Annotated in this window: 24 protein-coding genes, 1 tRNA gene and 2 pseudogenes; 10 read left to right on the forward strand and 17 right to left on the reverse strand. The window is 38.6% G+C overall.

Going from position 1 to position 25,095, the window contains the following annotated elements:
* Window positions 1–44 precede the first annotated feature (44 nt).
* From PSR12_RS17755 to PSR12_RS17770, 4 genes are read right to left on the reverse strand one after another with little or no spacing between them, the layout of a single operon-like run.
* Entirely contained in the window at window positions 45–1,052 is a 1,008-nt protein-coding gene (locus PSR12_RS17755) for an ABC transporter ATP-binding protein (RefSeq protein WP_004225956.1), read from the reverse strand.
* Window positions 1,036–2,058 carry an ABC transporter ATP-binding protein gene (locus tag PSR12_RS17760; protein WP_221681067.1) on the reverse strand — a complete coding sequence of 341 codons (1,023 nt, stop codon included), beginning with the start codon at window positions 2,056–2,058 and terminating at the stop codon, window positions 1,036–1,038. The genes PSR12_RS17755 and PSR12_RS17760 overlap by 17 nt, the downstream gene beginning before the upstream one ends.
* Window positions 2,059–2,075: 17 nt before the next feature.
* Entirely contained in the window at window positions 2,076–2,942 is an 867-nt protein-coding gene (locus PSR12_RS17765; RefSeq protein WP_004225950.1) for an ABC transporter permease, read from the reverse strand.
* A 2-nt stretch (window positions 2,943–2,944) separates the two neighbouring features.
* Window positions 2,945–3,907, reverse strand: coding sequence for an ABC transporter permease (locus tag PSR12_RS17770; RefSeq protein WP_004225947.1), 963 nt, complete (start codon window positions 3,905–3,907; stop codon window positions 2,945–2,947).
* A 219-nt stretch (window positions 3,908–4,126) separates the two neighbouring features.
* On the opposite strand from PSR12_RS17770, the gene PSR12_RS17775 reads away from it, so the two are divergent.
* The 4 genes from PSR12_RS17775 to PSR12_RS17790 all read left to right on the forward strand — a co-directional run bounded on the left by PSR12_RS17775 (window position 4,127) and on the right by PSR12_RS17790 (window position 8,678).
* Window positions 4,127–5,728 (forward strand): ABC transporter substrate-binding protein, encoded by a 1,602-nt coding sequence (locus PSR12_RS17775; RefSeq protein WP_221681068.1) that lies wholly within the window; start codon window positions 4,127–4,129, stop codon window positions 5,726–5,728.
* A gap of 63 nt (window positions 5,729–5,791) precedes the next feature.
* Window positions 5,792–6,862, forward strand: a complete 1,071-nt coding sequence (locus PSR12_RS17780) for an amidohydrolase family protein (protein WP_221681069.1) — start codon at window positions 5,792–5,794, stop codon at window positions 6,860–6,862.
* Complete coding sequence (locus PSR12_RS17785; RefSeq protein WP_221681070.1) at window positions 6,859–8,001, forward strand: amidohydrolase; 1,143 nt, start codon at window positions 6,859–6,861, stop codon at window positions 7,999–8,001. Before PSR12_RS17780 ends, PSR12_RS17785 begins: the two co-directional genes overlap by 4 nt.
* Before the next feature lie 5 nt (window positions 8,002–8,006).
* Window positions 8,007–8,678 (forward strand): AroM family protein, encoded by a 672-nt coding sequence (locus tag PSR12_RS17790; RefSeq protein WP_257520394.1) that lies wholly within the window; start codon window positions 8,007–8,009, stop codon window positions 8,676–8,678.
* Between the two features lie 46 nt (window positions 8,679–8,724).
* Here the strand turns inward: PSR12_RS17790 and PSR12_RS17795 are convergent, their stop codons facing one another.
* Entirely contained in the window at window positions 8,725–9,042 is a 318-nt protein-coding gene (locus PSR12_RS17795) for a transposase (protein ID WP_221681072.1), read from the reverse strand.
* 137 nt (window positions 9,043–9,179) lie between these two features.
* On the opposite strand from PSR12_RS17795, the gene ytzI reads away from it, so the two are divergent.
* From ytzI to PSR12_RS17815, 4 genes are all read left to right on the forward strand, one after another.
* Window positions 9,180–9,326 carry a YtzI protein gene (gene ytzI, locus PSR12_RS17800; RefSeq protein ID WP_221681073.1) on the forward strand — a complete coding sequence of 49 codons (147 nt, stop codon included), beginning with the start codon at window positions 9,180–9,182 and terminating at the stop codon, window positions 9,324–9,326.
* 29 nt (window positions 9,327–9,355) lie between these two features.
* Window positions 9,356–9,517 carry a hypothetical protein gene (locus PSR12_RS17805; RefSeq protein ID WP_016992522.1) on the forward strand — a complete coding sequence of 54 codons (162 nt, stop codon included), beginning with the start codon at window positions 9,356–9,358 and terminating at the stop codon, window positions 9,515–9,517.
* The gene (yidD, locus tag PSR12_RS17810) at window positions 9,514–9,747 is read left to right on the forward strand and encodes a membrane protein insertion efficiency factor YidD (RefSeq protein WP_016992521.1); all 234 of its coding nucleotides are present in this window, start codon (window positions 9,514–9,516) and stop codon (window positions 9,745–9,747) included. The genes PSR12_RS17805 and yidD overlap by 4 nt, the downstream gene beginning before the upstream one ends.
* Window positions 9,748–9,856: 109 nt before the next feature.
* Entirely contained in the window at window positions 9,857–10,897 is a 1,041-nt protein-coding gene (locus PSR12_RS17815) for a metal ABC transporter solute-binding protein, Zn/Mn family (protein WP_274769986.1), read from the forward strand.
* 20 nt (window positions 10,898–10,917) lie between these two features.
* Here the strand turns inward: PSR12_RS17815 and PSR12_RS17820 are convergent, their stop codons facing one another.
* The 6 genes from PSR12_RS17820 to PSR12_RS17845 all read right to left on the reverse strand — a co-directional run bounded on the left by PSR12_RS17820 (window position 10,918) and on the right by PSR12_RS17845 (window position 18,654).
* The gene (locus PSR12_RS17820; protein ID WP_274769988.1) at window positions 10,918–12,069 is read right to left on the reverse strand and encodes a transglutaminase domain-containing protein; all 1,152 of its coding nucleotides are present in this window, start codon (window positions 12,067–12,069) and stop codon (window positions 10,918–10,920) included.
* A 131-nt stretch (window positions 12,070–12,200) separates the two neighbouring features.
* Window positions 12,201–13,625 carry an o-succinylbenzoate--CoA ligase gene (locus tag PSR12_RS17825; RefSeq protein WP_274773492.1) on the reverse strand — a complete coding sequence of 475 codons (1,425 nt, stop codon included), beginning with the start codon at window positions 13,623–13,625 and terminating at the stop codon, window positions 12,201–12,203.
* Window positions 13,626–13,872: 247 nt separating this feature from the next.
* On the reverse strand, window positions 13,873–14,691 hold the full coding sequence (gene menB, locus PSR12_RS17830; protein WP_004225917.1) for a 1,4-dihydroxy-2-naphthoyl-CoA synthase: 819 nt from the start codon (window positions 14,689–14,691) through the stop codon (window positions 13,873–13,875).
* Window positions 14,692–14,754: 63 nt separating this feature from the next.
* Window positions 14,755–15,564: a 2-succinyl-6-hydroxy-2,4-cyclohexadiene-1-carboxylate synthase gene (gene menH, locus PSR12_RS17835; protein ID WP_221681077.1), complete on the reverse strand. Its 810-nt coding sequence runs from the start codon at window positions 15,562–15,564 to the stop codon at window positions 14,755–14,757.
* Entirely contained in the window at window positions 15,561–17,276 is a 1,716-nt protein-coding gene (menD, locus tag PSR12_RS17840; protein WP_274769990.1) for a 2-succinyl-5-enolpyruvyl-6-hydroxy-3-cyclohexene-1-carboxylic-acid synthase, read from the reverse strand. Before menD ends, menH begins: the two co-directional genes overlap by 4 nt.
* Window positions 17,269–18,654, reverse strand: a complete 1,386-nt coding sequence (locus tag PSR12_RS17845; protein WP_221681079.1) for an isochorismate synthase — start codon at window positions 18,652–18,654, stop codon at window positions 17,269–17,271. The genes menD and PSR12_RS17845 overlap by 8 nt, the downstream gene beginning before the upstream one ends.
* Before the next feature lie 249 nt (window positions 18,655–18,903).
* Between PSR12_RS17845 and PSR12_RS17850 the strand changes: the two genes are divergently transcribed.
* On the forward strand, window positions 18,904–19,824 hold the full coding sequence (locus PSR12_RS17850; RefSeq protein ID WP_036078494.1) for a 1,4-dihydroxy-2-naphthoate polyprenyltransferase: 921 nt from the start codon (window positions 18,904–18,906) through the stop codon (window positions 19,822–19,824).
* 12 nt (window positions 19,825–19,836) lie between these two features.
* On the opposite strand, the gene PSR12_RS17855 is transcribed toward PSR12_RS17850, so the two are convergent.
* The 5 genes and pseudogenes from PSR12_RS17855 to PSR12_RS17875 form a co-directional block, all read right to left on the reverse strand.
* Entirely contained in the window at window positions 19,837–20,763 is a 927-nt protein-coding gene (locus PSR12_RS17855) for a dipeptidase (protein ID WP_274769994.1), read from the reverse strand.
* Between the two features lie 47 nt (window positions 20,764–20,810).
* Entirely contained in the window at window positions 20,811–21,263 is a 453-nt protein-coding gene (locus tag PSR12_RS17860) for a TraR/DksA C4-type zinc finger protein (RefSeq protein ID WP_274773493.1), read from the reverse strand.
* A 72-nt stretch (window positions 21,264–21,335) separates the two neighbouring features.
* Window positions 21,336–22,097, reverse strand: a complete 762-nt coding sequence (locus PSR12_RS17865) for a MerR family transcriptional regulator (RefSeq protein WP_221681082.1) — start codon at window positions 22,095–22,097, stop codon at window positions 21,336–21,338.
* Between the two features lie 145 nt (window positions 22,098–22,242).
* Window positions 22,243–23,457 carry a diaminopropionate ammonia-lyase gene (locus PSR12_RS17870; RefSeq protein WP_274769996.1) on the reverse strand — a complete coding sequence of 405 codons (1,215 nt, stop codon included), beginning with the start codon at window positions 23,455–23,457 and terminating at the stop codon, window positions 22,243–22,245.
* A gap of 135 nt (window positions 23,458–23,592) precedes the next feature.
* Window positions 23,593–24,216: pseudogene (locus PSR12_RS17875) on the reverse strand (ABC transporter substrate-binding protein); the annotation flags it as partial.
* Here PSR12_RS17875 and PSR12_RS17880 point away from each other — a divergent pair.
* Window positions 24,217–24,885, forward strand: a pseudogene (locus PSR12_RS17880) (ABC transporter ATP-binding protein); the annotation flags it as partial.
* 137 nt (window positions 24,886–25,022) lie between these two features.
* Here the strand turns inward: PSR12_RS17880 and PSR12_RS17885 are convergent.
* A tRNA-Glu gene (locus PSR12_RS17885) sits at window positions 25,023–25,094 on the reverse strand.
* Between the last annotated feature and the right edge of the window lies 1 nt (window position 25,095).

The raw sequence follows: 25,095 nt of genomic DNA on the forward strand, positions 1-25,095 counted from the left end.
AATCAGTCCGCTCCTTTTTCTGCTTCAATAAATTTTATCTTTCGTTAAATGGATGATACTTCTTGCTGTATCGACTTAAATAAATGACACGATACTTGATGTGTAGCTGATACTGTATCAAGTGTCGGTTGGACCTCTGCACATTTTTCTGTAGCAAAACGACAACGCTTATGGAATGCACAGCCACTCGGAGGATTAACAGGGCTTGGAACATCTCCAGATAAAATAATACGGTCCTTTTTATCAAAAGGATTTTCCTTAGGTATGGCCGATAACAAGGCTTGTGTATAAGGATGCTGAGGTTTCTCATAAATTTCCTTGTATGAACCAATTTCCACTATTTTCCCTAAATACATGACAGCAATACGATCACACATGTAGTTCACCACATTCAAATCATGTGAAATAAAAATATAGGTTAAACCGAATTCTTTCTGTAAATCTTTTAATAGATTGATAACCTGAGCCTGTACAGAGACATCTAATGCAGAAACAGGTTCATCACACACCACAATATCTGGATTCAGTGCAAGAGCCCGAGCAATATTAATGCGTTGTCTCTGTCCACCAGAAAATTCATGTGGATGGCGCTTTGCATGGTAGGCACTTAATCCGACCGTTTCAAGTAATTCAACTACTCGCTTTTTACGGGATGCCTCATCACCAATCCCATGAATCACTAATGGCTCAGCAATAAGATATTCAATCGTTTTACGAGGATCGAGTGATGCATAAGGATTTTGGAAAACCATTTGGATGGATTTTCGAGCAGAGCGGATATCTTTTGAATTTAAGCTTGCTAAATCCGTTCCCTTAAATTCAACTATCCCCTCTGTTGGTGAAATTAGCTGGTTGATTAAACGGGCGACTGTCGATTTACCACACCCCGACTCTCCCACAATCCCCAGTGTCTCGCCTTTATATAACTCAAAACTTACACCATCTACCGCCTTCACAAATTGTGTTGGTTTTTTAAAAGGAATTGAACTTTTAATGGGAAAATGCTTTTTTAAATTACTTACCTTTAAGACAAGTTCATTGTACTGTTGCATTAAAAATTCCCTCCTTCCTTGGGACAATTTGATCTTTTGCTTGTAAATGGCAGGCTACAAAATGGTTGTCCTGTACTTCCACTAAGTCAGGCACCGTACTACGACAAATATCTGTTGCTAAAGGACATCGTGCTGAGAAGTGACAGCCACTATGTGGCATTGTTAAATCTGGCGGACTACCTGGAATAGCTGGCAGCCTTTGTTGCTCTTGTGTCCCCATTGTAATTTGAGACTCTAATAATCCCCACGTATAGGGATGTAAAGGTTTTTCATAGAGCTGTCTTGTTGTAGTAGACTCTACTGTACGACCTGCATACATAACATTTACTTTGTCACATAGCTCCCAAACCACACCTAAATCGTGCGTAATCATAATAATGGCTGTATCGTGTTCTTGTTGTAATTTTTTCATTAAATCAAGAATTTGAGCTTGTACAGTTACATCTAGGGCAGTTGTTGGCTCATCAGCAATGAGTAGTTTCGGGTTACAAGCTAGGGCAATAGCAATCATGACACGCTGACGCATTCCACCTGAAAATTCGTGAGGATACATTTTTAATCGTTTCTCTGGCTCAGGAATCCCAACCATTTTTAACATATCAACGGCTTTGATAGCAGCATCTTTCTTCGATATTGTTTCATGTGCTTGAATCACTTCAATAATTTGATTGCCTACTGTTAATACAGGATTCAAACTTGTAATAGGGTCTTGGAAAATCATTGAGATGTCATTGCCTCGTACATTGCGCATTTCCTTTTCAGAAATTCCTATTAAATCGCGGCCATTAAATAGAATTTTTCCATTCGTTATTTTTCCTGGCGGAGATGGAATTAAACGCATGAGAGCAGTGGCTGTAACACTTTTTCCTGATCCTGACTCTCCCACAATACCTAGTGTTTCCTTCTTATTTAATTGTAAATTTACTCCATTAACAGCTTTCATTGTAGAGCCGCCACTTTTAAATTCTACTGTTAAGTTTTCTACATCTAGTAAACGTTCAGTCATGACTCCACCCCCTTCCATTAAACTTTCATTTTCGGATCTAATGCATCGCGCAATCCATCCCCTAATAGGTTAATTCCAAGAACTGTTAATAAAATACAAATGCCTGAAAATGTCGCCATTTGGGGATTTAATACTAAAAAGTCTTTGCCATCTTTTAATATACTGCCCCATGAAGCTGTCGGTGGTTGAACGCCTAATCCTAAAAAGCTAAGGGCAGCTTCTGAAATGATAGCGCCAGCTGTGCTCATCGTTCCATAGACAATTAAAGGTGCCAAACAGTTCGGTAATATATGGCTAAAAATGATCCTCGTATGTGTAGCACCTAAAGAATGCGTTACTTCAACGAATTCTTCCTCTTTTACACTTAACACCTGTCCTCGAACAAGACGTGCGAAACCTGGAATATTAGCAATACCAATCGCAACAATGACATTGACAAGTCCTTGCCCTAATACCGTCATTAATGTAATAGCTAATAATATAAACGGGAATGCGAAAAGACCATCCATTGTGCGCATGATAATGGAATCAATGCGTCCACCAAAATACCCTGCCACTAAGCCTAGCAGTGTGCCAAACACAGCACCAAATAGCACTGCTGCAATCCCAACAATCATTGAGATTCTTGTACCGTAAACTAAGCGACTAAACAAATCACGACCATAGTTATCTGTTCCTAACAAATGTCCTTCTGTATTCATCGGTAAAAACGATTTACCGACAATCATTTCATTCGGTGGATGGGTAGCAATCAATGGGGCAAAAATAGCAACAATACCCATTAAAGTGACAATGATTAACCCAATTGTCGCTAATTTATTTTTTAGCAACTTGCGCAATAAGGTATTTCTTTTTTTCGTTTCTTGGACGATTGCTTGAGTCATTGTTATTTTTTCCCCCCATCCGATTCTAAATTGACCTTAGGATTCACCACTTTATAAAGTACATCGACTACTAAGTTAACAAGCACAAAGATAAACGCAATGAAAATAACAGTACCTTGGACGACTACAAAGTCACGTTTATCAATGGCATCTACAATTAATCGACCCATACCAGGCCAACTAAAAATTGTTTCTGTTAAAACCGCTCCGCCCAGTAAATTAGAAATTTGCATTCCTAACACGGTTAAAATCGGTGTTAGTGCATTCTTAAATGCATGTTTACCAATTACTAAATATTCTTTAATACCTTTAGAACGAGCTGTTTTAATATAATCTTGCGAAATAACCTCTAACATACTTGAACGGGTAATCCGTGCAAATGTCGCCATTGGAATCGTTGCTAAAGCAAATGCTGGCAAAATTAAATGCTTCAAATAGGTCCAGAGTCCATCGCTGATATTCCCCATCCCAGTCGCCGGGAACCAACCAAGATTAACACTAAAGAATAAAACAAGCATGATGCCCAACCAGAAAATTGGCATGGATACACCAACTAACGACACAAGCATAACAACATAATCAATGATGGTATTTTGCTTTCTCGCTGCAAATATTCCTGCTGGGATGCCAATCACGACTGCTATTAACAGCGCTGCCAATGCCAATATCACTGTATTAGGGAACCTTTCGAGAATAAGTCCGATGACAGACTCACTATAAGAATAGGAATATCCTAAATTTAACTGTGCTAGATCTCCTACATATGAAATAAATTGCGAAGGCATGGATTTATTTAATCCTAGCTCTTCTCTTAAATTCTCTACATCTTCTACACTCGCTTGTGGTCCAAGCATGACTGAAGCCGGGTCACCAGGAATCATTCGCGTAATAATAAAGACGATAATTCCTACTACTAGCAGTGTCGGGATGAGGTTAACTAATCTTTTTAAAATAAATGAGCCCATCTTAGCAAGACCTCCTTTTCATTATTAGAATCAGTGGTTCATATTGTGAATAACCACATAGTACACCACATAATAATTGTTTGTAAATATATTTTTTTCTGAATCTTTGTAATTTTATATTTACTTTCTGTTTACAAATGTGCTAATTTTAATCTCGAACCTACCATTTTTGAATCAACGGTTCATATTGTGAAACAAAAACTAAGGAGGCTAGTGCATATGAAGAAATTAAACGTAAGAAAGTCTTTACTACTACTCTTTTTAACTTTACTAATTGGTGTTTTAGCAGCTTGTGGTGGAAACAATGAGAAAAGTACTTCAACGGATGAAAAAGAGGGAGAAGCTACTTCTGGAGGCACATTAAATGTCGGTCTGTCAGCCAATGCAAAAACGTTTGATCCGATCAAATATACAGGGGTTTATGAATCACAGGTAATGCGTCAAATGGGTGATACGTTAGTTGTTTATAACAAAGATCTATCTGATATCATCCCATCGTTAGCAACAGAATGGAATGTATCAGAGGATATGTTAGTCTACACATTCAAATTACGCGAAGGTGTTAAATTCCAAAAAGGTCAGTATCAGGATGGCCGTGAAATGACAGCTGAAGATGTGAAATACTCTTTAGAACGCTCTGCTAAAGAATCTGCTATGAATCGTTTAAGTGGTGTGACAGAAGTGAAAGTGTTATCGGATTATGAGGTAGAGATTCACTTAGCTACACCGAATGCTGCCCTACTTGCTATGCTAACGGATGCAGGGAATATTATTATTCCAAAAGAAGAGGTTGAAGGATGGGGCGATAATTTTTCTGAACACTTTGTTGGTACAGGTCCATTCCAACTAACTGAATGGAAAAAAGACCAAGAGGTAAAATTAGTTCGTCACGGTAATTACTGGGGCGATAAGCCGAATATCGATAACTTAACAATGAAATTTATCTCCGATCAAAATATGATGACAAACGCATTACGTTCTGGTGATATTGATATTGCCATGGATGTTAAAGGTCAAAACCGAGAAATCATCAATCAAGATAGTAACCTTGAGCTTTTAACAAATCCAGGTCTATCTATTGTTTATCTTGATCTTAATAACAAAGTAGGTCCAACTGCTGACAAGCGCGTTCGTGAAGCAATTTATATGGCAACAAATGTAGAGGAAATTATTTCTGGCGTTAACCAATGGGGTGGCGGCGATGTTTCTTATTTACCATTACCACCAGGTTCATGGGGATATGATCAATCGTTAGTTGATATGGTACCAAAGTATAATCCAGAAGAAGCAAAAAAATTACTAGCAGAGGCTGGTTATGCTGATGGGTTCAAGACAGAGATTTTTGTATCAGAAGCACGTGTTCCTTACGCAACGATTTTCCAAAGTCAGTTAAAGAAGAACTTAAATATTGATGTGGAAATAAAAGTGCTTGAATGGGGTACTTACAGTGATACTGTGGCAAAGGGTAATGCGCCAATGAATATTGGTGGCTGGACTTGGTACCCAGATCCTTATTTCTTCCTTTATCAATTATTCCACACAAATCAAATTGGTGCGTTAGGAAATGGTAAAGGCTACAGCAATCCAGAAGTGGATAAATTATTAGAACGTGCCGTATCAGAAACAGTGGTGCAAGAAGAACGTGCAAAATTATACCAAGAAGCATTAAAGTTGATTTTAGCTGATGTTCCACGTATTGAATTAGAGGCAACACAAACGGTTGCAGGTGTAAACAAAAAAGTACAGGGCTTTGAGGTTTCTGCTGATAACTCCGTACAAATTGTCCATCCAAATGGCACAAACGTATCCATTACAAAATAATTAAACTTGAAAAGTGGAGATACCAGTCTCCGCTTTTCTCTTCATAAGGAGAGATTTGATCCGATGACACGCTATATAAATGGACTTGTTTTTAATTCTGAGACTCGTAGCTTTAATAAGCAATCTTTTCAAGTACAAGGGCAATACTTTGAACCCGCTACTAATTCACCTGAAACAGAGTTGGATTTAGATGGCTACTATATTACACCAGGTTTTATCGATAGCTGCTCACAAATCGGTCTAGCTGAAATAGGGATTCGTTGGGAAGGAGATGATAGCTATGAATTTGACTCACATCTGCAATATTCTGTAGTTGATGGCATATACCCATTTGATACTGCTTTTCAAAAAGCTGTTTCTCATGGGGTGACGGCATCTCATATTGTTCCCTCACCTAAAAGCTTGATAGGTGCAAAAACGGCTATTATACATCATACACATACAACGGTTGATGAAATGGTTATTTCAAAAGATGTGGCTTATTCCTTCTCTATTGGACATCAGGCAAAAAGTACATTTTTCGCTGAAAAGAAAAAACCACTCACACGTATGGGCATTGCTAAAATTTTAAGAGAAACATTACAACAAATTCAGCAACAAGAGCCGTCCATTACGAAAATCGTTATTCGAGCTCACAAAGCCGTTGATCTTGAATTCGTTAGCCGCCTTCAACAAGAATTTGGGTCAATTTTTGATTTTCATATTATCCATGGCACTGAAGTTACATTCCTTCATGAAACATCCTTTAATACGGTTATAGCTGGTCCCACATTTCGATATATTGAACACAATGAGATGATGGCACTATCACCCAAACTGTATCATCAACTGTTTAAGAACAATATTCCATTCGTTTTTTGTACGGATCATCCTGTTAGTAGCACCTCTCATCTAACATTAGAAGGTTGCTTAGCTGTAAGAGAAGGTATGGCACGCCAGGACGTGCTATATGCTCTCACAACAGGGGCTGCAAGTTTTCTAGGGATCGCCCATAAAACAGGTGCTATTCGTGATGGTCTTCTTGCTGATTTTGTTATTTGGGATAAGCATCCATTAAATTTAGATGCCCAGGTTATCGCAACCTATATTAAAGGAACAAAAGTTTATGCACGGGAAGAAGGGTTTACACAATGATTATTTATCATCATGCGAAGTTTCTTACAGTCAATGAGCAGAACGATACTTGTGAACAGTTATGGATCGAAGATGGGCGTATTGTCTATATTGGACCAGCCAAAGAATTCCCCTCACAAGCAGAGCTAGTTGATCTACAGGGAGCTTATGTTACACCAGGGTTAATTGATATTCATGCCCATGTTGGAACATGGGCTGAAGTCACTGAAGACATTAATGATGCCAATGAATATAGCGAACCCTTTACACCTCTTATGCACGCTTTAGACAGTGTAGATATCCGACACTTTTCTTTTCAACATGCGTTAGAAGGTGGCGTAACCACTGTACAAACTGGGCCAGGTAGTGCCAATGTCATTGGTGGCATTTGGAGCATTCTTAAAACAGCAGGGCCTACCCTTTCCTCTCGTGTTTTAGTAGAGCGGAGCGGTTTAAAGGGGGCCCTAGGGGAAAATCCGAAAAACGTCTTTGGCAATCAGTATAAGCGCAAGCCGATGACTCGCATGGCCATTGCACAGCTTTTACGAGATGGTTTCCAACGTGCAAGTCAACTCAATGAACAACAACAAACTGAGCAAATTAAACAAAATGCTGAGTTACGCCCGTTTATTGAGGTTCTTCGAGGCGACATGCCACTTCGCCTTCACTGCCATAGAGCAGATGACATTATGACAGCAATTAGAATTGCCAAAGAATTTAATGTGAAGCTTCATTTAGAACACTGCACAGAAGGCTATCTCATTGTGGATGCCGTTAAAGAAAGTGGATTCCATGCAACGCTTGGTCCTTATATGTTAACGCCATCTAAATACGAAACGCGTCATTCTACACCAGCAATTGCTGGCATTTTTAAAGAACATAATATTCCGTTTGCTATCATGACAGATCATCCATTTGTACCAATTCAATACTTAAAGTATTGTGCCACAGAAGCGATTCGTTATGGTTTAGATGAAGACACAGCCCTCAAAAGCATTACGATCAATGCAGCTAAGCTTGTACAGCTAGATCACCGCATTGGTAGCCTTGAGGAAGGCAAAGATGCTGATTTTGTTGTTTGGTCGCACCCTATTTTTGAAACAGAAGCAAAGGTTTTACAAACTTATGTAAATGGACAAAAATATTACGAAGCGGAGTGAGCGCAATGCAACATTCGAAAATTGCCGTTGTAACAATTGGTCAGGCACCACGTAAAGATATGGCAGAGGATATACAGCAATTAAGAGAAGCAGGTTTACATGTTCATGAATTCGGTGTACTGGATTCACTTTCCTCTGAGGAAATTGCTACACTTTCGCCTTCTTGTGAGGACTCAGATGTTTTAGTAACACTTCTTACCAATGGTCGACAAGTAAAGCTCAGTAAACAAAAGCTCATGCCTTATATTCAAAGCTGCATTGATGATCTACATGAATTCACTTGGATACTACTTATGTGTACAGGAGATTTTGCGAATAAATTATCCTATAAAAATCTTTTATTACCTGATCGTATGATGACTAATTTAGTGAAGGGCTTACATACAGAATTAGCCATTGGTTTAATAGGTCCCGAACCCGAACAACAACAATCGGTTGCAGAGAAATGGCAAAAAGCACAGTTCGATGTAACTTTTTCAGCAAGCTCCCCATATCACTTTGATAACCAACATTTATTGTCAAAAGCACAACAATTAGAAGAGCAAGGAGCTGATTTGCTTATTCTTGATTGTATGGGCTATTCCACAACAATGAAAAACATGATTAAAGATCAACTCACTATCCCCATCATCGTCCCTCGAGAAGCGGTTTTTACAATTTTAAAAGCCATTTGTTAATAGAAGAAAAGGTCACTTCTGATTCAGTGACCTTTTCCCCTATTCGCTAGACACGCTTATTGAAATAAGGAAGCTGCTCAACGAATGCCTTCGTATCATCATCTCCATATTCATGAACAAGTGCATAGATTTTCATTAATCTTTTATCTATTTCATCATTTTCTCTATCTAGGTGATACTGTAAATACGGTAACTGTGCACGCCATGCATTCGAAATTTCCAACAGTTGCATTTGCTGAAAGATTCTCTCAAACACATCTAATGCTTGTCGATCTACATTGAGTTCGAAATTCCATGGGCCTGCATATGGGTTGGTATAATACGTTCTATTGGCAAGTGAAAAATATACGCGCTGACGATCCATCTTTACGATTCACTCCTTTTTCCATAGTATGGAGTGATAGGTGTTGTTTTATTCGCTTTTATGTCAAACTTCCTTCACAATTAATAGGACCAGATAATTTATAATAGGTATGATGAATAAAGAACGGAGTGAATACTATGAGTTTAACTACGCTCTTAATAGTCGCAGTTATCATCGTTATTTTAATCACCATTGCGACAATTATCAGTGTCAACCGTGCCTATGCCTTTAAACATACTGTTGATGAAAAACCGAAGCAAAGCTATCATCAAGAGGAAAATTAAATACCATTACTGAATTTGGAGTGAAAGAAATGGGCGTACCTTTACCAATTATCATTATGATTGCGATGATGATGCTAATGTTTGGTGTTTCTGTCATTATCATTATGAAGAAAAAAAATAATATTTTTACACAAACAATTGATCCAAAGCCTGAACAACTTACGTCTCAGCAAAAGGAAGAGCAACGATGAAATACCCCTTTATTTGGCTCATCCAGTTTTATAGAAAATTTATTTCACCTATGACGCCACCTACGTGTCGTTTTCATCCTACCTGTTCTTCTTATGGGCTCGAAGCTTTTCAAAAGCACGGTGCATTCAAAGGCTTCCTCTTAACCATTACACGTATATCCAAATGCCATCCATTTCATCCTGGTGGCTTTGATCCTGTGCCTGAAAAATGGCCTTCGAAAAAGAATTAATTTCGGAGGGCATTTTTTTCTTGTACTTTTTTAAGTTGTGCGTTATCATAATAACTGTTCTAAAAAATAAATCGTAATGATTACTATTTAAGAGAGGTATCTTACTTATATGAAAAAACTATATGTATTACTGTTAGTCGCAGTTCTTGCTTTATTTACTGCCGCTTGTGGAGACAAATCGTCCACATCCCAAAAGACTGAGAAAAAAGATAAATTAAGTATTTATACAACGGTTTATCCGTTAAGCTATTTTGCACAGCGCATTGGTGGAGATTATGTTGAAGTAGCTTCTATATACCCAGCTGGTGCGAATGAACATACCTTCGAGCCAACTCAAAAAGATATGATGAAATTAGCAGATGCTGATATCTTTTTCTATATTGGCTTAGGACTTGAAGGCTTTGTAGAAAACGCTAAAAAAACTTTAGCGAACGAAGATGTCACAATGGTGGCAACTGCTGATGAAGTTTCAGATGAAAAATTAGCTGTAAGCACAGGACATGTTCATGCAGAAGATGAAGAACATGAAGTAGACGCACATGATGAGCATGAGCACGGTACAGCAGAGGACAATCATGAACATGAAGCTGAAGAACATGGACATGATGAGCATGAGCATGGGGATATCGATCCGCATGTTTGGTTATCTCCTACAATTAGTCAAGACTTAGCACTGGCTATTAAAAACACACTAGTTGAAAAAATGCCAGCACAGGAGGCAACTTTTAACACAAATTATGATGCGTTAGTAAAAGAATTGCAGGATTTAGATCAAGATTTCAAAGCAATGACTGACAAAGCACAAAATAAAACATTCTTTGTATCCCATGCTGCATTTGGCTATATTGCAGGTCAATACGGCTTAACTCAAGTGCCGATTGCTGGCTTGAATTCACAAAATGAGCCATCTCAAAAGGAATTAACAAAGATTGTAGACAAAGCAAATGAATTGCACATTCACTATATTTTATTTGAACAAAACGTCTCTTCCAAATTAGCAGAGATTATTCAAAAAGAAGTTGGTGCAGAATCTCTTGTCTTGCATAATTTAAGCGTATTAACAGCTGATGATGAAAAAAATAAAGAAACCTATTTCACATTGATGCAAAAAAATATTCAAACATTAGAAAAAGCTTTAAGCGTTCAATAATATGAGTAAGGAGGTGCCCGCTATTGGGACACCTCCTTTATTATGACGTATTTTTCTTGTGGCATTCGTTTTCCCGTTCGATAAAAAGACCCTAGCCACTTCATTGCTTTTTGCTTAGTTACATGCTTAAATTTTGGCTGAAGGACAACAAAAGCCGTTATACTACTTTCTACTAGCATCGGTGGCCACTCCGTAAAGTTAAACTGAATTGAATTGTCTTGTTTATTTGTTTTTTGAGTAATAAGCTTCATCGGCTGTTCCACTAATGGTTGTACGGCTAACCGATTTTCTTCGATGATTGATAACCCCATAATTTGATTCAATTGATGTTGTATAGGTGTTGCTAAACTTAGTCTTTTTGTTTCTTCCTGCAAATCTATATATTTCTCGCTTGTTGCAGCAGGGAAATTTGCATAATCCCATGTATGATCTTGTGCTAATTGGCGATCAGACACTAAAAAATATTGATAACGCACTTCTCCTTTACGATCAGGCAAAGGGTCATCCCATGTCACATCAATATGATACCAAGCATGATCAAGTTTCACTAATACCCAGGCATGTAGCTGTTCTCCTACTTTTCCAGGTACATATTGTACCTCAAAGCCCAACATTTCTAACATTCTATATAGCACTAAAGCATATGCCTGACAGACGCCCTTATTCTCCGTTAATAATGTATAAGGAGAATATTGACTTCCTTCTGTTTCCTTAGAGTATTCCGCGGACAATACAATAAAATCATGTGCAGCCTGTAGTTTTTCTATGTCACTTAATCCATGCATAGGTGCAATAATATTTTCCAAAGTTTGCTCTACAAATAACGCCTCTGTTTGTGAGAGATGGTACGTAAATGCAAAGGCAATGACGATATTATTGCTATAACCTTCGTACTTCCATTGGAAACTAGAAATATTAGTATAAATATAAGAGTTTTCAATTGCATTTTTAGTAATTTCCGTTAGTTCATCCTTTATCTTGGCTAAGTCACCAGTATAACGAATCGAGAATTCGGATGATAGATGCATAACTTCTTTATTAATGAGAGATTGTAGTGTTTCAATTGAATGAGCTGTTGCTACATCTTCTTTTTCATAGTTTGCAAATACTTGCACATGACTCATTTGTAGAACAAATAATATAATGACAACATTATATATATATTTCCTCATATGAGTCATTCTCCTTTACTAAATAGTTTATGCCTCTCTTTTTTTATTATGTTAATAAATGATTAATTTCATGCTAAAAGTTCAAATAAAAAAGAAGCCTTCCTTTTAAGAAGACTTCTCTCACAAAGTTTTTACTGTAATAATTTCCGTCTCAACAATTTATCCGCACCATTGCGCGGAAGACTGTCTGTAATAATCATTTCTTTAGGTACTTTATATTTAGCAAGTTTCTGTAAACAAAAGGCCTTTAGTTGCTCAACAGATACCTGCTCATTTAACACGATAAATGCGATGGGTACCTGTCCCCATTGTTCATCAGGCATACCGCATACACCCGCCTCTTTGACAGCTGGGTGTGTAAGTAGTACATTTTCTATTTCTGCAGGATAAATATTTTCTCCCCCTGAAATGATTAAATCTGCCCTTCGATCAATGACGAATAAATAACCCTCTTCATCCACATAACCAATATCACCTGTATGAAGCCAGCCAGCCTTCGTTGCATTTTTTTGTGCAAAACGTCCAATATAGCCAGGTGTAACATGGGGACCTCGAATGCAAATTTCCCCTTCACCTTTAGCATTTGGCTCAGCAATCATTATTTGATTAAAAAATAGAGGCTTTCCAGCAGAACCAATTTTCCGCATAGCATCTTCACTTGCCAATGTGGCAGTTTGTGAGGAGGTTTCAGTCATTCCATACGTTTGTGCGACAGCTAAATTTAAAGCATGTGCTCTCGCTAAATAATCAACGGGAACAGGTCCACCTCCAGCTAGCATTAACTTAAAATAAGAGGAAGCTTTCGCATTGCGTTGCTCTAGCGTATGTAGAATTCGTTCCAAGGTCACCGCTACAACAGACATATGGGTGACATCCCCATCCATAATATTTTGTGCGATAGCTTCTACATCAAATTGCTCATATAAAAAGATTTGATTTCCATATAGCAGAGAACGCACTAAAATGGAGAATCCACTAATATGGAATAAAGGGACCGCACATAGCCAAATGTCATGCGCCTGCAGCCCAATATTTAAAACGGAGGCAGTGGCACTAGCCTGATGATTTCCAACTGTTTGGCGAACCCCTTTTGGAAAGCCTGTTGTACCCGACGTATACATAATCGTAGTTGTTTGATGAAGAGGCCATTCCTTTACAATATCTACTGCACTCTCTGCACCCTTTTCAGTTGCTGAAAATAAATGATAGGTTGTTTCAGATGGCAGCTTTGCTATATCCTCATCGGCAACCAATACGGCTACAGCCTCTGAATCCTCTAACTGATAAGCCAACTCATCCTGTGAAAGTCTACGATTAAGCATCACCATTTCACATTGCAGATGCATGCAGGCATACATCATGATCACAAGCTCAGGCTTACTTGGCCCCATAATAGCAATTCGATCACCCTGTTGAATACCGAGTGTCACTAATTGTCGAGCACGTTTTATCGATTCATTATTTAATTCTTGAAAAGTCCAGCTTTGCTTTTTAAAAGTAAGTGCCTTGCGCAATGGTGTTAAATAAGCTCTTTGTAAAATCCAGTTAGGATACATCTTTGTCACTCCAATCACCCTACATCTTAACGCTTTCCCATCTAGTTTGTCTATTACTCCATGTAGTATCTAGCTTTTTAGTGAAAACCTCTATCCTTCACCTATTGAGTTCTATCCGCTACTTTAATAATTTTATCCACCTCTTAGCCGCTTCTATCCCCTACTTTTAGATTTTTATCCTCAATCTGCTCAAGACATATAAAAAGCTCGTATCTCCAAAAGATACGAGCTTTCAACCCTATATTAATCAAGGGAATCTTGGGAATTGACCGAAATCTGGTTGACGTTTTTCTTTGAATGCATCGCGGCCTTCTTTTGCTTCATCAGTTGTGTAGTAAAGAAGTGTAGCATCTCCAGCCATTTGTTGAAGACCTGCTAAACCATCTGTATCTGCATTCATCGCTGCTTTTAAGAAGCGTAGTGCAGTTGGTGACATTTGAAGCATTTCTTCACACCATTGAACTGTCTCATCTTCCAATTGCGCATAAGGCACAACTGTATTGACTAAGCCCATATCAAGTGCTTGTTGTGCATCGTATTGACGGCATAGGTACCAAATTTCACGTGCCTTTTTATGACCAATAATACGAGCAAGATAGCCTGAGCCATAACCAGCATCGAATGAACCTACTTTTGGTCCAGTTTGTCCAAAGCGAGCATTGTCAGCTGCAATTGTTAAGTCACAGACAACATGTAAAACGTGTCCTCCACCAATTGCGTAGCCAGCTACCATTGCTACTACAGGTTTTGGAATTACACGGATTAAACGTTGTAAATCAAGAACGTTTAGACGTGGAATTTCATCTTCTCCTACGTAGCCACCGTGACCGCGAACTTTTTGGTCTCCGCCTGAGCAGAAAGCATGTTCACCTTCACCAGTTAGAATAATAACACCGATATTTTTATCATCGCGTGCACGTGAGAATGCGTCAATCATTTCCATTACCGTTTTTGGGCGGAATGCATTACGCACTTCTGGACGGTTAATCGTAATTTTTGCGATACCGTTATAGAACTCATACTTAATGTCTTCATAAGTATGTAATGTTGTCCATTGACGTGTCATTGAATTGCCTCCTATATCATTAAATTCGTCTCGTTTCTAGCGAGGCGCTAACGTAATCGTATATTACGTTAAATACTCCTCTACTATTGTAGCAAACTCAGCGGGATTTTCCACATGAATTGCATGTCCAGCGTCATTTACTGTTAAATGCTTAACAGTATTTAATAGCGCTTTCATTTCTAGTGCAATTTTACAAAATTTCTCATCCAATGAACCGGTAATTAGCAGGACAGGTATTTCTAGTTGCATCAGTCTATCCCAATTTGAAGGTTGAACGCCTGTCCCGATACCTCTCAAGCTACCAGCAAGTCCCTCTTCCTTCTGTGAAAGTCGCTCTTCTCGAATGGTTTCTCTTACCCTTTTAGGTAGACGTTGCTGTGAAGCAAAAAGCGGGATGCTTTCCCATGCATTGACAAAGGACAGTAAACCATTTGTCATTATTTTTTGCGCCAGTTCTTCATCTCGCTTACAACGTTCATGTTGCTCTTCCATTGTTCGCAAGCCAGGAGAAGCACTTTCTAAAATGAGCTGATGTATGCGAGCTGGATACGAAATGGCATAGGATAAAGCGATTCTTCCACCCATTGAATAGCCTAGCAGTGTAAATTTCTCTAAATGAAGCTGGCAAAATAGTTCTTCTAAATCCTGTAATTGCTCTTCCATAGAAAAACGCTGTACGTGCTGTGGAATAGCTGTTTGACCATGTCCGATTAAATCAACCGCAATAACACGCACATGAGGTAGAGCTTGTGCTAGATTATGCCATGTTGCTGAGCTACCGGTAAATCCATGTAAGGCAACGACTGTGTATTCACCGTTTTCATTCCATATGTCGACATGGGTTTCAAGACCACGAATCATCCACTTTGTCATGCTTTTAACTCCGCATTAATTCGATTCCATAGACCTCGATGTGCATTCACATTCTCAGTTCTATCTGTAAATATTTCAACTAATCGTAAAGAATGGTTTTTACAAGTTGAAAATTTTTCAGAAAGCTCAGAGATTGTTTCGACACGTACATAGTCCATATTATACATATGTGCAATATCACGGAATTCGAGGGCTGTCGGTGTGCCAAATAAATCCTCATAGTGATCTTCAACAGTTGACTGTGGTAAATAAGAAAAAATACCACCACCATCATTATTCATCACAATAATCGTTAAGTTACATTCCTGATATCTGGAAGCAATGAGTCCATTCACATCATGTAAAAAAGCTAAATCACCAATCAGTAAATAACTTTCTCGATTATTTCCTTGACTGAAACCGATTGCTGTTGATACAACACCATCAATCCCGTTCGTTCCTCGATTGGCAAAAACACGTAAATCTTTCGGTGTAGCCAATAAAAATGTATCAATATCTCGTACTGGCATACTACTGCTAACGAAAATATCACTACCGTCAGGAATCATTTTGAGTAAACGACTGACTATAGCCCCTTCATCTTTTTCTACCTCTGAATATTGCTCAATATACATAGAAGCAAGCTGATTCGCTTTTTGCCATTCAGCTAAGTATGTTTCCTCGATAGCTGTTTCAGTGATAGCTAATTCTGTTAGCCATTGATCGACATTCGCATGAATAAAATGCGTAGATACGCCTGTAGCATCTCTGAACATAGGATCTTCATCGATAATCACATATGCATTTGGTCGTGACTTTGTAATAAATTGCATCATAAACTTCGAGACTGGTTGTGCCCCTATTCGGATTACTGTATCTGGTTGCACCAGTGCTTTGAAGTCATCACTCTTCATAATGGCATCATAGGTTGTCACGATATATGATAAACAATCCTCTGGTACGGATGTACGCATATTCGATAAACTTTCAACAATGACAGGCCACTTCAGCTGACGTACAAATTCCCAAACAATGGATAATTCTGTACCAAGAGCTAACTCACCAATGATCATAAAACCTCTTTTAGTCGATTGTATAATAGAGGATAGTTCCTGTTGATCCACACGTGTTGGGGTTAATTGTCCCATACTGCTGTACTTAAACGTCACTGCTGGTAGCTCCTGCTGTAAATCAATTAATAGTGGTTCACGGAAAGGTACATTAATATGGACGGGTCCAAAAGGTGCGCTCGTGGCAATGGCTACCGCACGAGCAAGATGGCGCTCAATAAAAGGCAATGTTGGTTCAGCACCATCTGCTAACGGAAAATCAACACTCCACTTCACATGTGAACCATATAAATTGGGTTGGTTGATAGCCTGTGGAGCGCCTACCTCACGTAATTCATGTGGGCGATCAGCTGTTATAATAATTAATGGTACACGTGCATAGCTTGCCTCCACAATCGCAGGAAAATAGTTAGCTGCTGCTGTACCAGATGTGCATAAAAGAACCACAGGCTTAGTAGTTGCCTTAGCAAGCCCTAGCGCAAAGAATGCTGCTGAGCGCTCGTCTACCTGCCGATACATTTTTACTTGTTTAGTAGATGCAACCGCATAAGCAAGCGGCGTTGAACGTGAGCCTGGGCTAACGACAACGTTTTCTACACCAGCCTGCACTAGTGATGCGACCATTTTATAAACATAATCTGTTAGTATTTTTCGTTCACTCATGTAATTGTCCCCCTAGCGCACGAAGCATTGGACGGAATTTTACTAATGTTTCTTCATATTCAGATTGTGGTTCGGAATCTGCGACGATTCCACCGCCTGCATATAAATAAGCTTTATCATTTAATAAGGCTGCTGAACGAATGGCAACTGCGAATTCACCGTTCCCCTCTGCATCTAGCCAGCCTATTGGCGCAGCATACAGTCCTCGATTCATCGGCTCATATTTACGGATGGCTGCCAATGCTTCCGTGCGTGGTACACCACCTAAAGCGGGTGTTGGGTGTAATGATTTAGTCAATTGTAAGATTGTTGCATCCTGATTTAACTGACCTTCAACAGGTGTATACAAATGTTGAATATCTCGTATTTTTAACAAGCGTGGTCTATCTGGCACCGTCATGTCCACACAATTTTTACGGAATGTTTCCGCAATCATATCCACAACATACTGATGTTCTCCGCCATTTTTAGGGTCATTTAATAAACTTTGTCCAAAAGCCTCATCTTCCTCTGCAGTCTTACCTCGTTTAATTGAGCCAGCAATACAAGAAGAAAATGCTCGACCATCTTCTACCTTCACAAGTCGTTCGGGTGATGCTCCGAAAAACAATAAATGTCTATGCTCTAAACCAAATAAATAGCTTTCTGGCTGTTCATGAATAATTTGAGAAAGTACTTGTGGTGCGGATACATACTCTTTAAATTGCAAAGCAAGTGATCGTGCAATGACCACCTTATCTGCCTTTTTCTGTTTAATTAATGCTGTCACTTGATCGATTGAGGCTAAATAAGGTTCTTTATATGGTTCAAAATAACTTGTGATTTCAGGTTTTGTATACGTTTTCACTTCTTTAACCTGAGCTGCATGGATTAAATGATCTCGCTCTTTTCTTAAAGCTTCGAACTGATCCTCAGCCTGTTGGTCTTGTGTCAAAAGATGAATACTCACATATGCTTTATCATCGCGTATCACCAGTTGAAACGTTGCTAATGCAAAATAAGCCTCTGGGAAATCCGTCCATTCCCCATCTACATTATTTTGAGGATCAAATGTAAAACCGCCAAACAAAATTGGTTGTAACTCTTGTTGACCTTTTGGACAGTTTTTCGTTATGTTTTTCCATTCCGCTTCAACTGCATCAAAGCGGTTTTCTTTAGCGTTGTTTTGAATAATATGAGCATGTCCTAGCCCAACTAATGTCATTGTTTTCTCTCTATTTTGCCAATAAAATCGTTCACCTTTATAACATTCCTCGCCAGCTGCATAAAACGCCAGTGCAGATAGGCGACTTACTTCCATTGTTTCCATATAAAAATGAAGGCTTTGGCCCAAAGAGTCCACTTCTACTTCTGTGGCTTGGTACCACTTCTGTTGCATGAAAATTACCTCCGTTGTTGCAATGTACATAATTTTAATGATGATTAAATAACACATCATATTTTGGTTGGCAACACGTGATTCGTCCTGTTGCTAATCGTTCTTTTTTATTTTCAGTTCATAAATGCATGTTCTATTGTATCACTTTTTTTCATTAAACAGTATGTAATAAGCTGTGAACCTACCCATTTTCTCAATCTTCGTTTAAAATAAGAAGAGTCGACAACATTTGAAGGAGAGAAAGACCTTATGACCAAAGTCATTGAAGCTGATAGGGGTTTTAAAGTTTGGTGGCATTTAACACGTCCACATACTTTAACCGCTTCATTTGTTCCTGTATTCCTAGGAACAGCAATTGCCTTAGCAATTGAAAAAGAAACAATTGATTTTGGACTATTTTTTGCTATGCTCATTGCAAGTATGCTTATACAAGCAGCAACGAATATGTTCAATGAATATTATGATTACAAATTAGGATTAGATAACGAGCATTCCGTCGGGATTGGCGGAACGATTGTCCGTCATGGTGTACAGCCAAAGACAATTATGATGATTGCATTAAGCTTTTATGCTATTGCCATGCTTCTTGGCATTTACATATGTGCCTCAACATCTTGGTGGTTAGCTGCTGTCGGACTTGTTTGTATGCTTATTGGCTTTTTATATACAGGTGGACCGTACCCAATCGCCTATTCGCCATTTGGTGAAATTGTTTCTGGCGCAGTAATGGGGATGGGCATTGTATTAATTGCCTTCTATATTCAAGCGCTTACAGTAACACTGGATGCTGTCTTGCTCTCTGTACCAAGCATGATTTTAGTCGGTGCCATTATGCTATCGAACAATATACGTGATATTGTTGGCGATACAGAAGGCGGACGAAAAACTTTAGCTATTTTGGTAGGACGTGATAATGCGATTTCCGTGTTATCAGGCTTTTTTATCGTCTCTTATTTATGGGTGATTGCTCTTGTAGCAGTTGATGGTATTACTTTTTGGGCATTAATCATCTTCCTAAGTATTCCAAAACCATTACGTGCCATTCAAATTTTCCGAGACAAAAAAGAAGCCAAAGAGGTAATGCCTGCGATGAAATATACAGCGCAAACAAATACATTCTTCGGCTTCCTATTAGGAATCGGTTTATTAATTCATTATTTCTTTTATTAAGATGCAGCAGCCTTAACGGGTTGCTGCTTTTTTTACATAGCGTCGGAAATTTTTGCTTGCAATATCGTACACTTCTTCATCTGAAAAGCGTGTACGTAATGCCTCTAGTAAATTTTGCGCCTCTCCTGCATGTGCTAAGCCACTGACAGTCCGATCAATCCCATCAAAATCGGAGCCTAATCCAATATGCTCCACACCTACCAGTTTTGCTAAATGCTCCACATGTCCCACTAAATGGTCTAGTGTTGCACCTTTGCCTATAAAGAGTGGGAAATAAACTACATGGATATGTCCTCCCGCCTCTACAAGTGCCTTTGCCTGGTCATCTGTTAAGTTACGCGGGTGATCACATAGTGCACGTGCATTACTATGGCTTGCAATAATATGCTTTGCAAGCGGCAAAACATCCCAAAAGCTTTGCTCATTTAGATGAGATACATCAATAATAATATCGCGTTCATTTAATAATTGTATAACTTCTTTACCAAATGGCTTTAAACCAAGAGTTGCATCCTGTTCAGCACCATGAGCCACAGCATTTTCTTCATTCCACGTTAAACCTACTAATTTCACTCCTGCATCCAGTACAGCTGTCAGTTTTGTTAAATCTTCGCCAATGGCACTACAGCCCTCTAAGCTTAAAATGGCTCCTATTTCGTGTGGAGCTAATTGATCTAACTGTGCCCAATCTGTAATATGCACCATGCCCTCTGTTTGTATTACGTGAGTATGGAATGCTTCGATTTGGCGCATGACCTCAAGAAATTGCAAATTTTGTGCGATTTTTGGGTCAATAAAGATAGCGAACACTTGAGCCTCTACTTGCCCTAATTGCAATCTTTTTTGATTAGCATGTAGTCGCACATCCTCTGCAAAATTTGCCGTTTCAAGAGTAGTTAACTTTAAAAGCGCATCACAATGTAAATCAATAATCTTCATATCCTCACCTCTACAGTTATTATACTGCTTCTGTAAGGAAAAGCTGACTACATTTTATCCTGTGGTGTATCAGAAGAGCCGAATTCCTCCAGCTCGATAAAATCATCTGATTTTGGTGTTGAAGCAAGAACATCTTCTTCCACTGGTCGTAAACTGTCTTCTTTCTTTTCAGCATGCTCCACACATGTCAGAGCTTGCGGCATTGCCTTTAAGCGACCAATCGGAATTTCTTTACCACAGACTGCACACTTGCCATATGTACCGTCTGCCATTGCTTGAAGAGCTTCTTTTATTTCTTCAGCATTATCACCACGATGCTCATCAATAGCCATTTCTGTAAGCTGATCCGTTAAATCACTTGCATTATCAGCTGGATGATTATCATAATTCGATAGTTCTGTCGCTTGAGGTCGCTCTGATTCTTCTATTCGTTGTTCTATTTCTTGTAATTCTTGCTCTAGTTGTCTTTTTAATTGTTGTATTACTTGTTGATCCTCAATAATCTCCTCCTCATGCTTTCATTTTTTCCTATTTTACGATTTCTAAAACATGTCAGCATAAGGAAGACCTATTTACTTACTTGTATAAGCTATAATGGCGTCATGCAAAAATTGCGCTGCTCCTGTTTCACCACGCTCATCATAATAAGCTGTAAAACGTTCATCAGCAATATACATTTGTGCCAGCCCTGCATGTGCCTCTTTGGAATACTCTTTCCACGTAAAGTTGAGCCAGCGTTTATGCAACTCTGCAACTTCCATCGCAATGTCACTTGCAGCATCTCCAAGTTTCATTGCCTCTGCTAAGCGTTCAAACATTTGCTGTTCTAGCTGTTGCATCGCTTGATATTGTTGCTCCGTCATGTTCATAAGCTTAGCATTGGATGCATCCACTGTTTCATTCCCATATTTCTCACGGATTTCTTTGCCGTACTGCTTTTCGTTATCCTCCATTAACTTTTCTTTAAAGCCTTTAAATTTTTCTTCATTTGACATTGGTTGTTCCTCCTCAATGGATTGTATTGTTTTTTCTACTGTCTGTAAGATCGTTTCCAACTGTTCTTTGCGTTGAAGCAAAGCAGCTCTATGTGTTTTGAGCGCCTCAGCATGCTGAAAATTTGGTGCTTGAACAATAGTCTGAATTGTCGCTAATTTCATATCTAATGCACGATAAAATAAAATCTGCTGCAACATATCGACCTCCCATTGGCCATAAAATCGATAACCTGCCTCATTGGTTCTTGCTGGTTTTAGCAATCCAATTTCATCATAATAACGCAATGTTCTTGTACTAACACCCGATAGTTGAGCAAGCTCCTGAATGGTATATTCCATATCATCACCTCCACTTAATGCTACTGTAAGCTTTGACGCAACGTTAAGGTCAAGAGTAAAATAAAAAAATTTTAATTAAACTTAATCATACCTTCATATCCTTTTAAAAAAAGTAAAAATAGCAAACTAGTAAATCACTAGTTTGCTATTGATTCGCATATTTCCCATGCCATACTATTTCTTGATAACTCTCTTTATCTGTATCACCCTCTGTATTAATAAACAGCACCCTTGCATGTTCATTTAGGTGCAAGGCATGTTTTAATTCCTTATATTGTTTATTAGTCATTATTTCATAAAAGCAACCAAATGGCGCCGCTCCTGATTCACCAGCTATAATGCGGGTGTCTGTAGCTAAAGGATTTCCTAGAACGCGCATACCCGTTGCTGCTATTTCTTCCTCACACGAGATACTTATTTTTATAAAGGTTTTTAAGATTTGCCAAGCCTGTGGATTAGGTTCACCACAAGCAAGACCTGCCATTATTGTTTGCATCTCTCCACCAACAGTGACAAATTGATCTGTATTTTTCTTAAAGCTTTCATAATAGCAATTAGCGACATGAGGCTCAACCAAGACAAATGTAATTTCCTGCTCATAGTATTGCTGTAAAAATGCTACTACTGCTCCGGCAAAGGACCCCACACCAGCTTGCAAAAATACATGTGTTGGGGCTTGCTGAATCTGTTCAACAATCTCCTGTACAAGGGTTGTGTACCCCTGCATAATCCATAATGGAATTTCTTCATAGCCTTCCCACATCGTATCCTGAATCAAGACCCAGCCATTTTCTTGTGCAAGCCGTGAGGTATAACGAACAGTATCGTCATAATTCATTGTCGTAATTTCAGCAAAAGCCCCTTCACTTTTAATATGCAGTAACCGCTCAGCGGAGCTACCAGTTGGCATATATATTCTTGCTTGAAAACCCAGTTCTCTTGCCGCCCAGGCCACACCACGACCATGATTACCATCTGTCGTTGAAATAAATGTTGGATTGCCTACTTGCGCTCTTACTTCTGGGGTTTTTAACTGTTCAAACGATAGCTCCTCTATATTCCTTCCAAGCTTATTGGCAACATATTGTGCAATTGCATAAATTCCGCCTAAAACTTTAAAGGCATTTAAACCAAATCGATAAGATTCATCTTTAATCATGATTTTTTCTACACCCATATATGAAGATAGTGCCTCAAGATGATGGAGTGGTGTCTTCTCAAAATGCTCATATGTACGCTGAAATTGACCAATCTTTCTCACTTGGTCTAGTGAAAAATATGGAAGTATTGCAGTTGCTTGTTTTATATGGTCTTGCTCTAAATAATGCTGATTATAAACCCACCTTAATTTTTCCTTCATCGCCATCCCCCTCAATTTACGGTCAATATCTACATCATAGTCTATCTAACTTAATAGTACCAGGAGAGTATATATTAGGAAATAAAAAAACTATACATTTATCAAACACCGATAAATGTATAGTTTATGAGAAAATTATTTAACAAAGATTTCTTTCACTTGATCTAGCATAATATTCGCAGCTAAAATGCCTCCAGCCGTATTCCAAATGACATCATCCACCTTATGTGCATTGCCTTTTTGGACAGCTGTTAAGTTTTTCCAAAGTGGGTCTTGTGTCCACTCTTGTTCAGTTGCTAGTGCTGAATCATCACCTGTTGGCATGTACGTGAAGTAGAAAATAACATCCCCATCCATTTGAGGGATTGCTTCTTTCCCAACTTCAATCGCTAAGTTTCCTAGTTTTGCATTATCTTTAAATAAATCTGCTTGCGCTGCAACACGTTTAAATCCTAAAGCATCAAAAATCACACCTGAGAATGAATCTGTGTAATAGATACGAGATTTATCGGCCATAAAGCGTACAAATGAAACTTCTTGGTTGGTTTGTTCTCCAAGCTCTTCTTTCAGTGCTTGTAACTTATCTTCGTAAGCTTTTAGTACTTCTTCACCTTTTGTTTCTTGATTTACTGCTTTAGCGAATAATTTAAAATTCTCTTTCCAGTCGCCACGTAATGTTTCAGAAAACACTGTTGGAGCAATTTTGCTAAGTTTCGCATAATCTTTTTCTTGTCGTAATTTATTGCCAATAATTAAATTAAATCCACACTCTTACGCTCCATTGCTCGATTATTAAAACCTAAAAAAGGCTCCGTTTTATTAGATGGTGAGGATATTTTTAAATTATCAACAAAACAAGTGGCTAAAAACCTCTCTATTCTTCCCCAATCTCCTGTTGCACCAGAAGGATTAACTGTCCTACAACTTGTGAAACAAGGTCGCTATCCTTACCAAAGTTGGCGACAACAGTGGACTGAAAAGGATGAAGAAATCGTTTTAAATGCTTTAAAAGCTACAGGTACTGAGCATTTACAAGATAGACCAGTAGATGAGCTATCAGGAGGACAACGTCAACGTGCGTGGATAGCTATGACGCTTGCTCAAGATACAGATATCATTCTTTTAGACGAGCCTACGACATACTTAGATTTAACTCATCAAATAGACGTTTTAGATTTACTGTACGAATTGAACCAACAGCAAAAGCGAACTATCATTATGGTATTACATGATATTAATCTTGCTTGTCGCTATGCCGATCATATTATTACAGTGCGTGACCGTGGTGTCTATCGTCAAGGGAAACCAGAAGAAATTATGACAACTGATTTAGTTAGTCATGTGTTTGACCTTGATTGCCAAATGACGACAGATCCAATCTTTGGTACACCTCTTTGCATCCCATATGGAAAAGGACGAAAAATTTAATCGTTAATTTGAAAAAATAAGCCTACACAGAATGATTAATCTGTGTAGGCTTTCATTTAATATAGCTATGTTATTAATCTAAGTATCTAATAAATTAAAAAGTGCAGTAGATGTAAATTCATCTACTGCACTTAGTATGACCCGTACGGGATTCGAACCCGTGTTACCGCCGTGAAAGGGCGGTGTCTTAACCACTTGACCAACGGGCCC

This window comes from Lysinibacillus sp. G01H, from assembly GCF_028872195.1.
Classification (GTDB): domain Bacteria; phylum Bacillota; class Bacilli; order Bacillales_A; family Planococcaceae; genus Lysinibacillus; species Lysinibacillus capsici.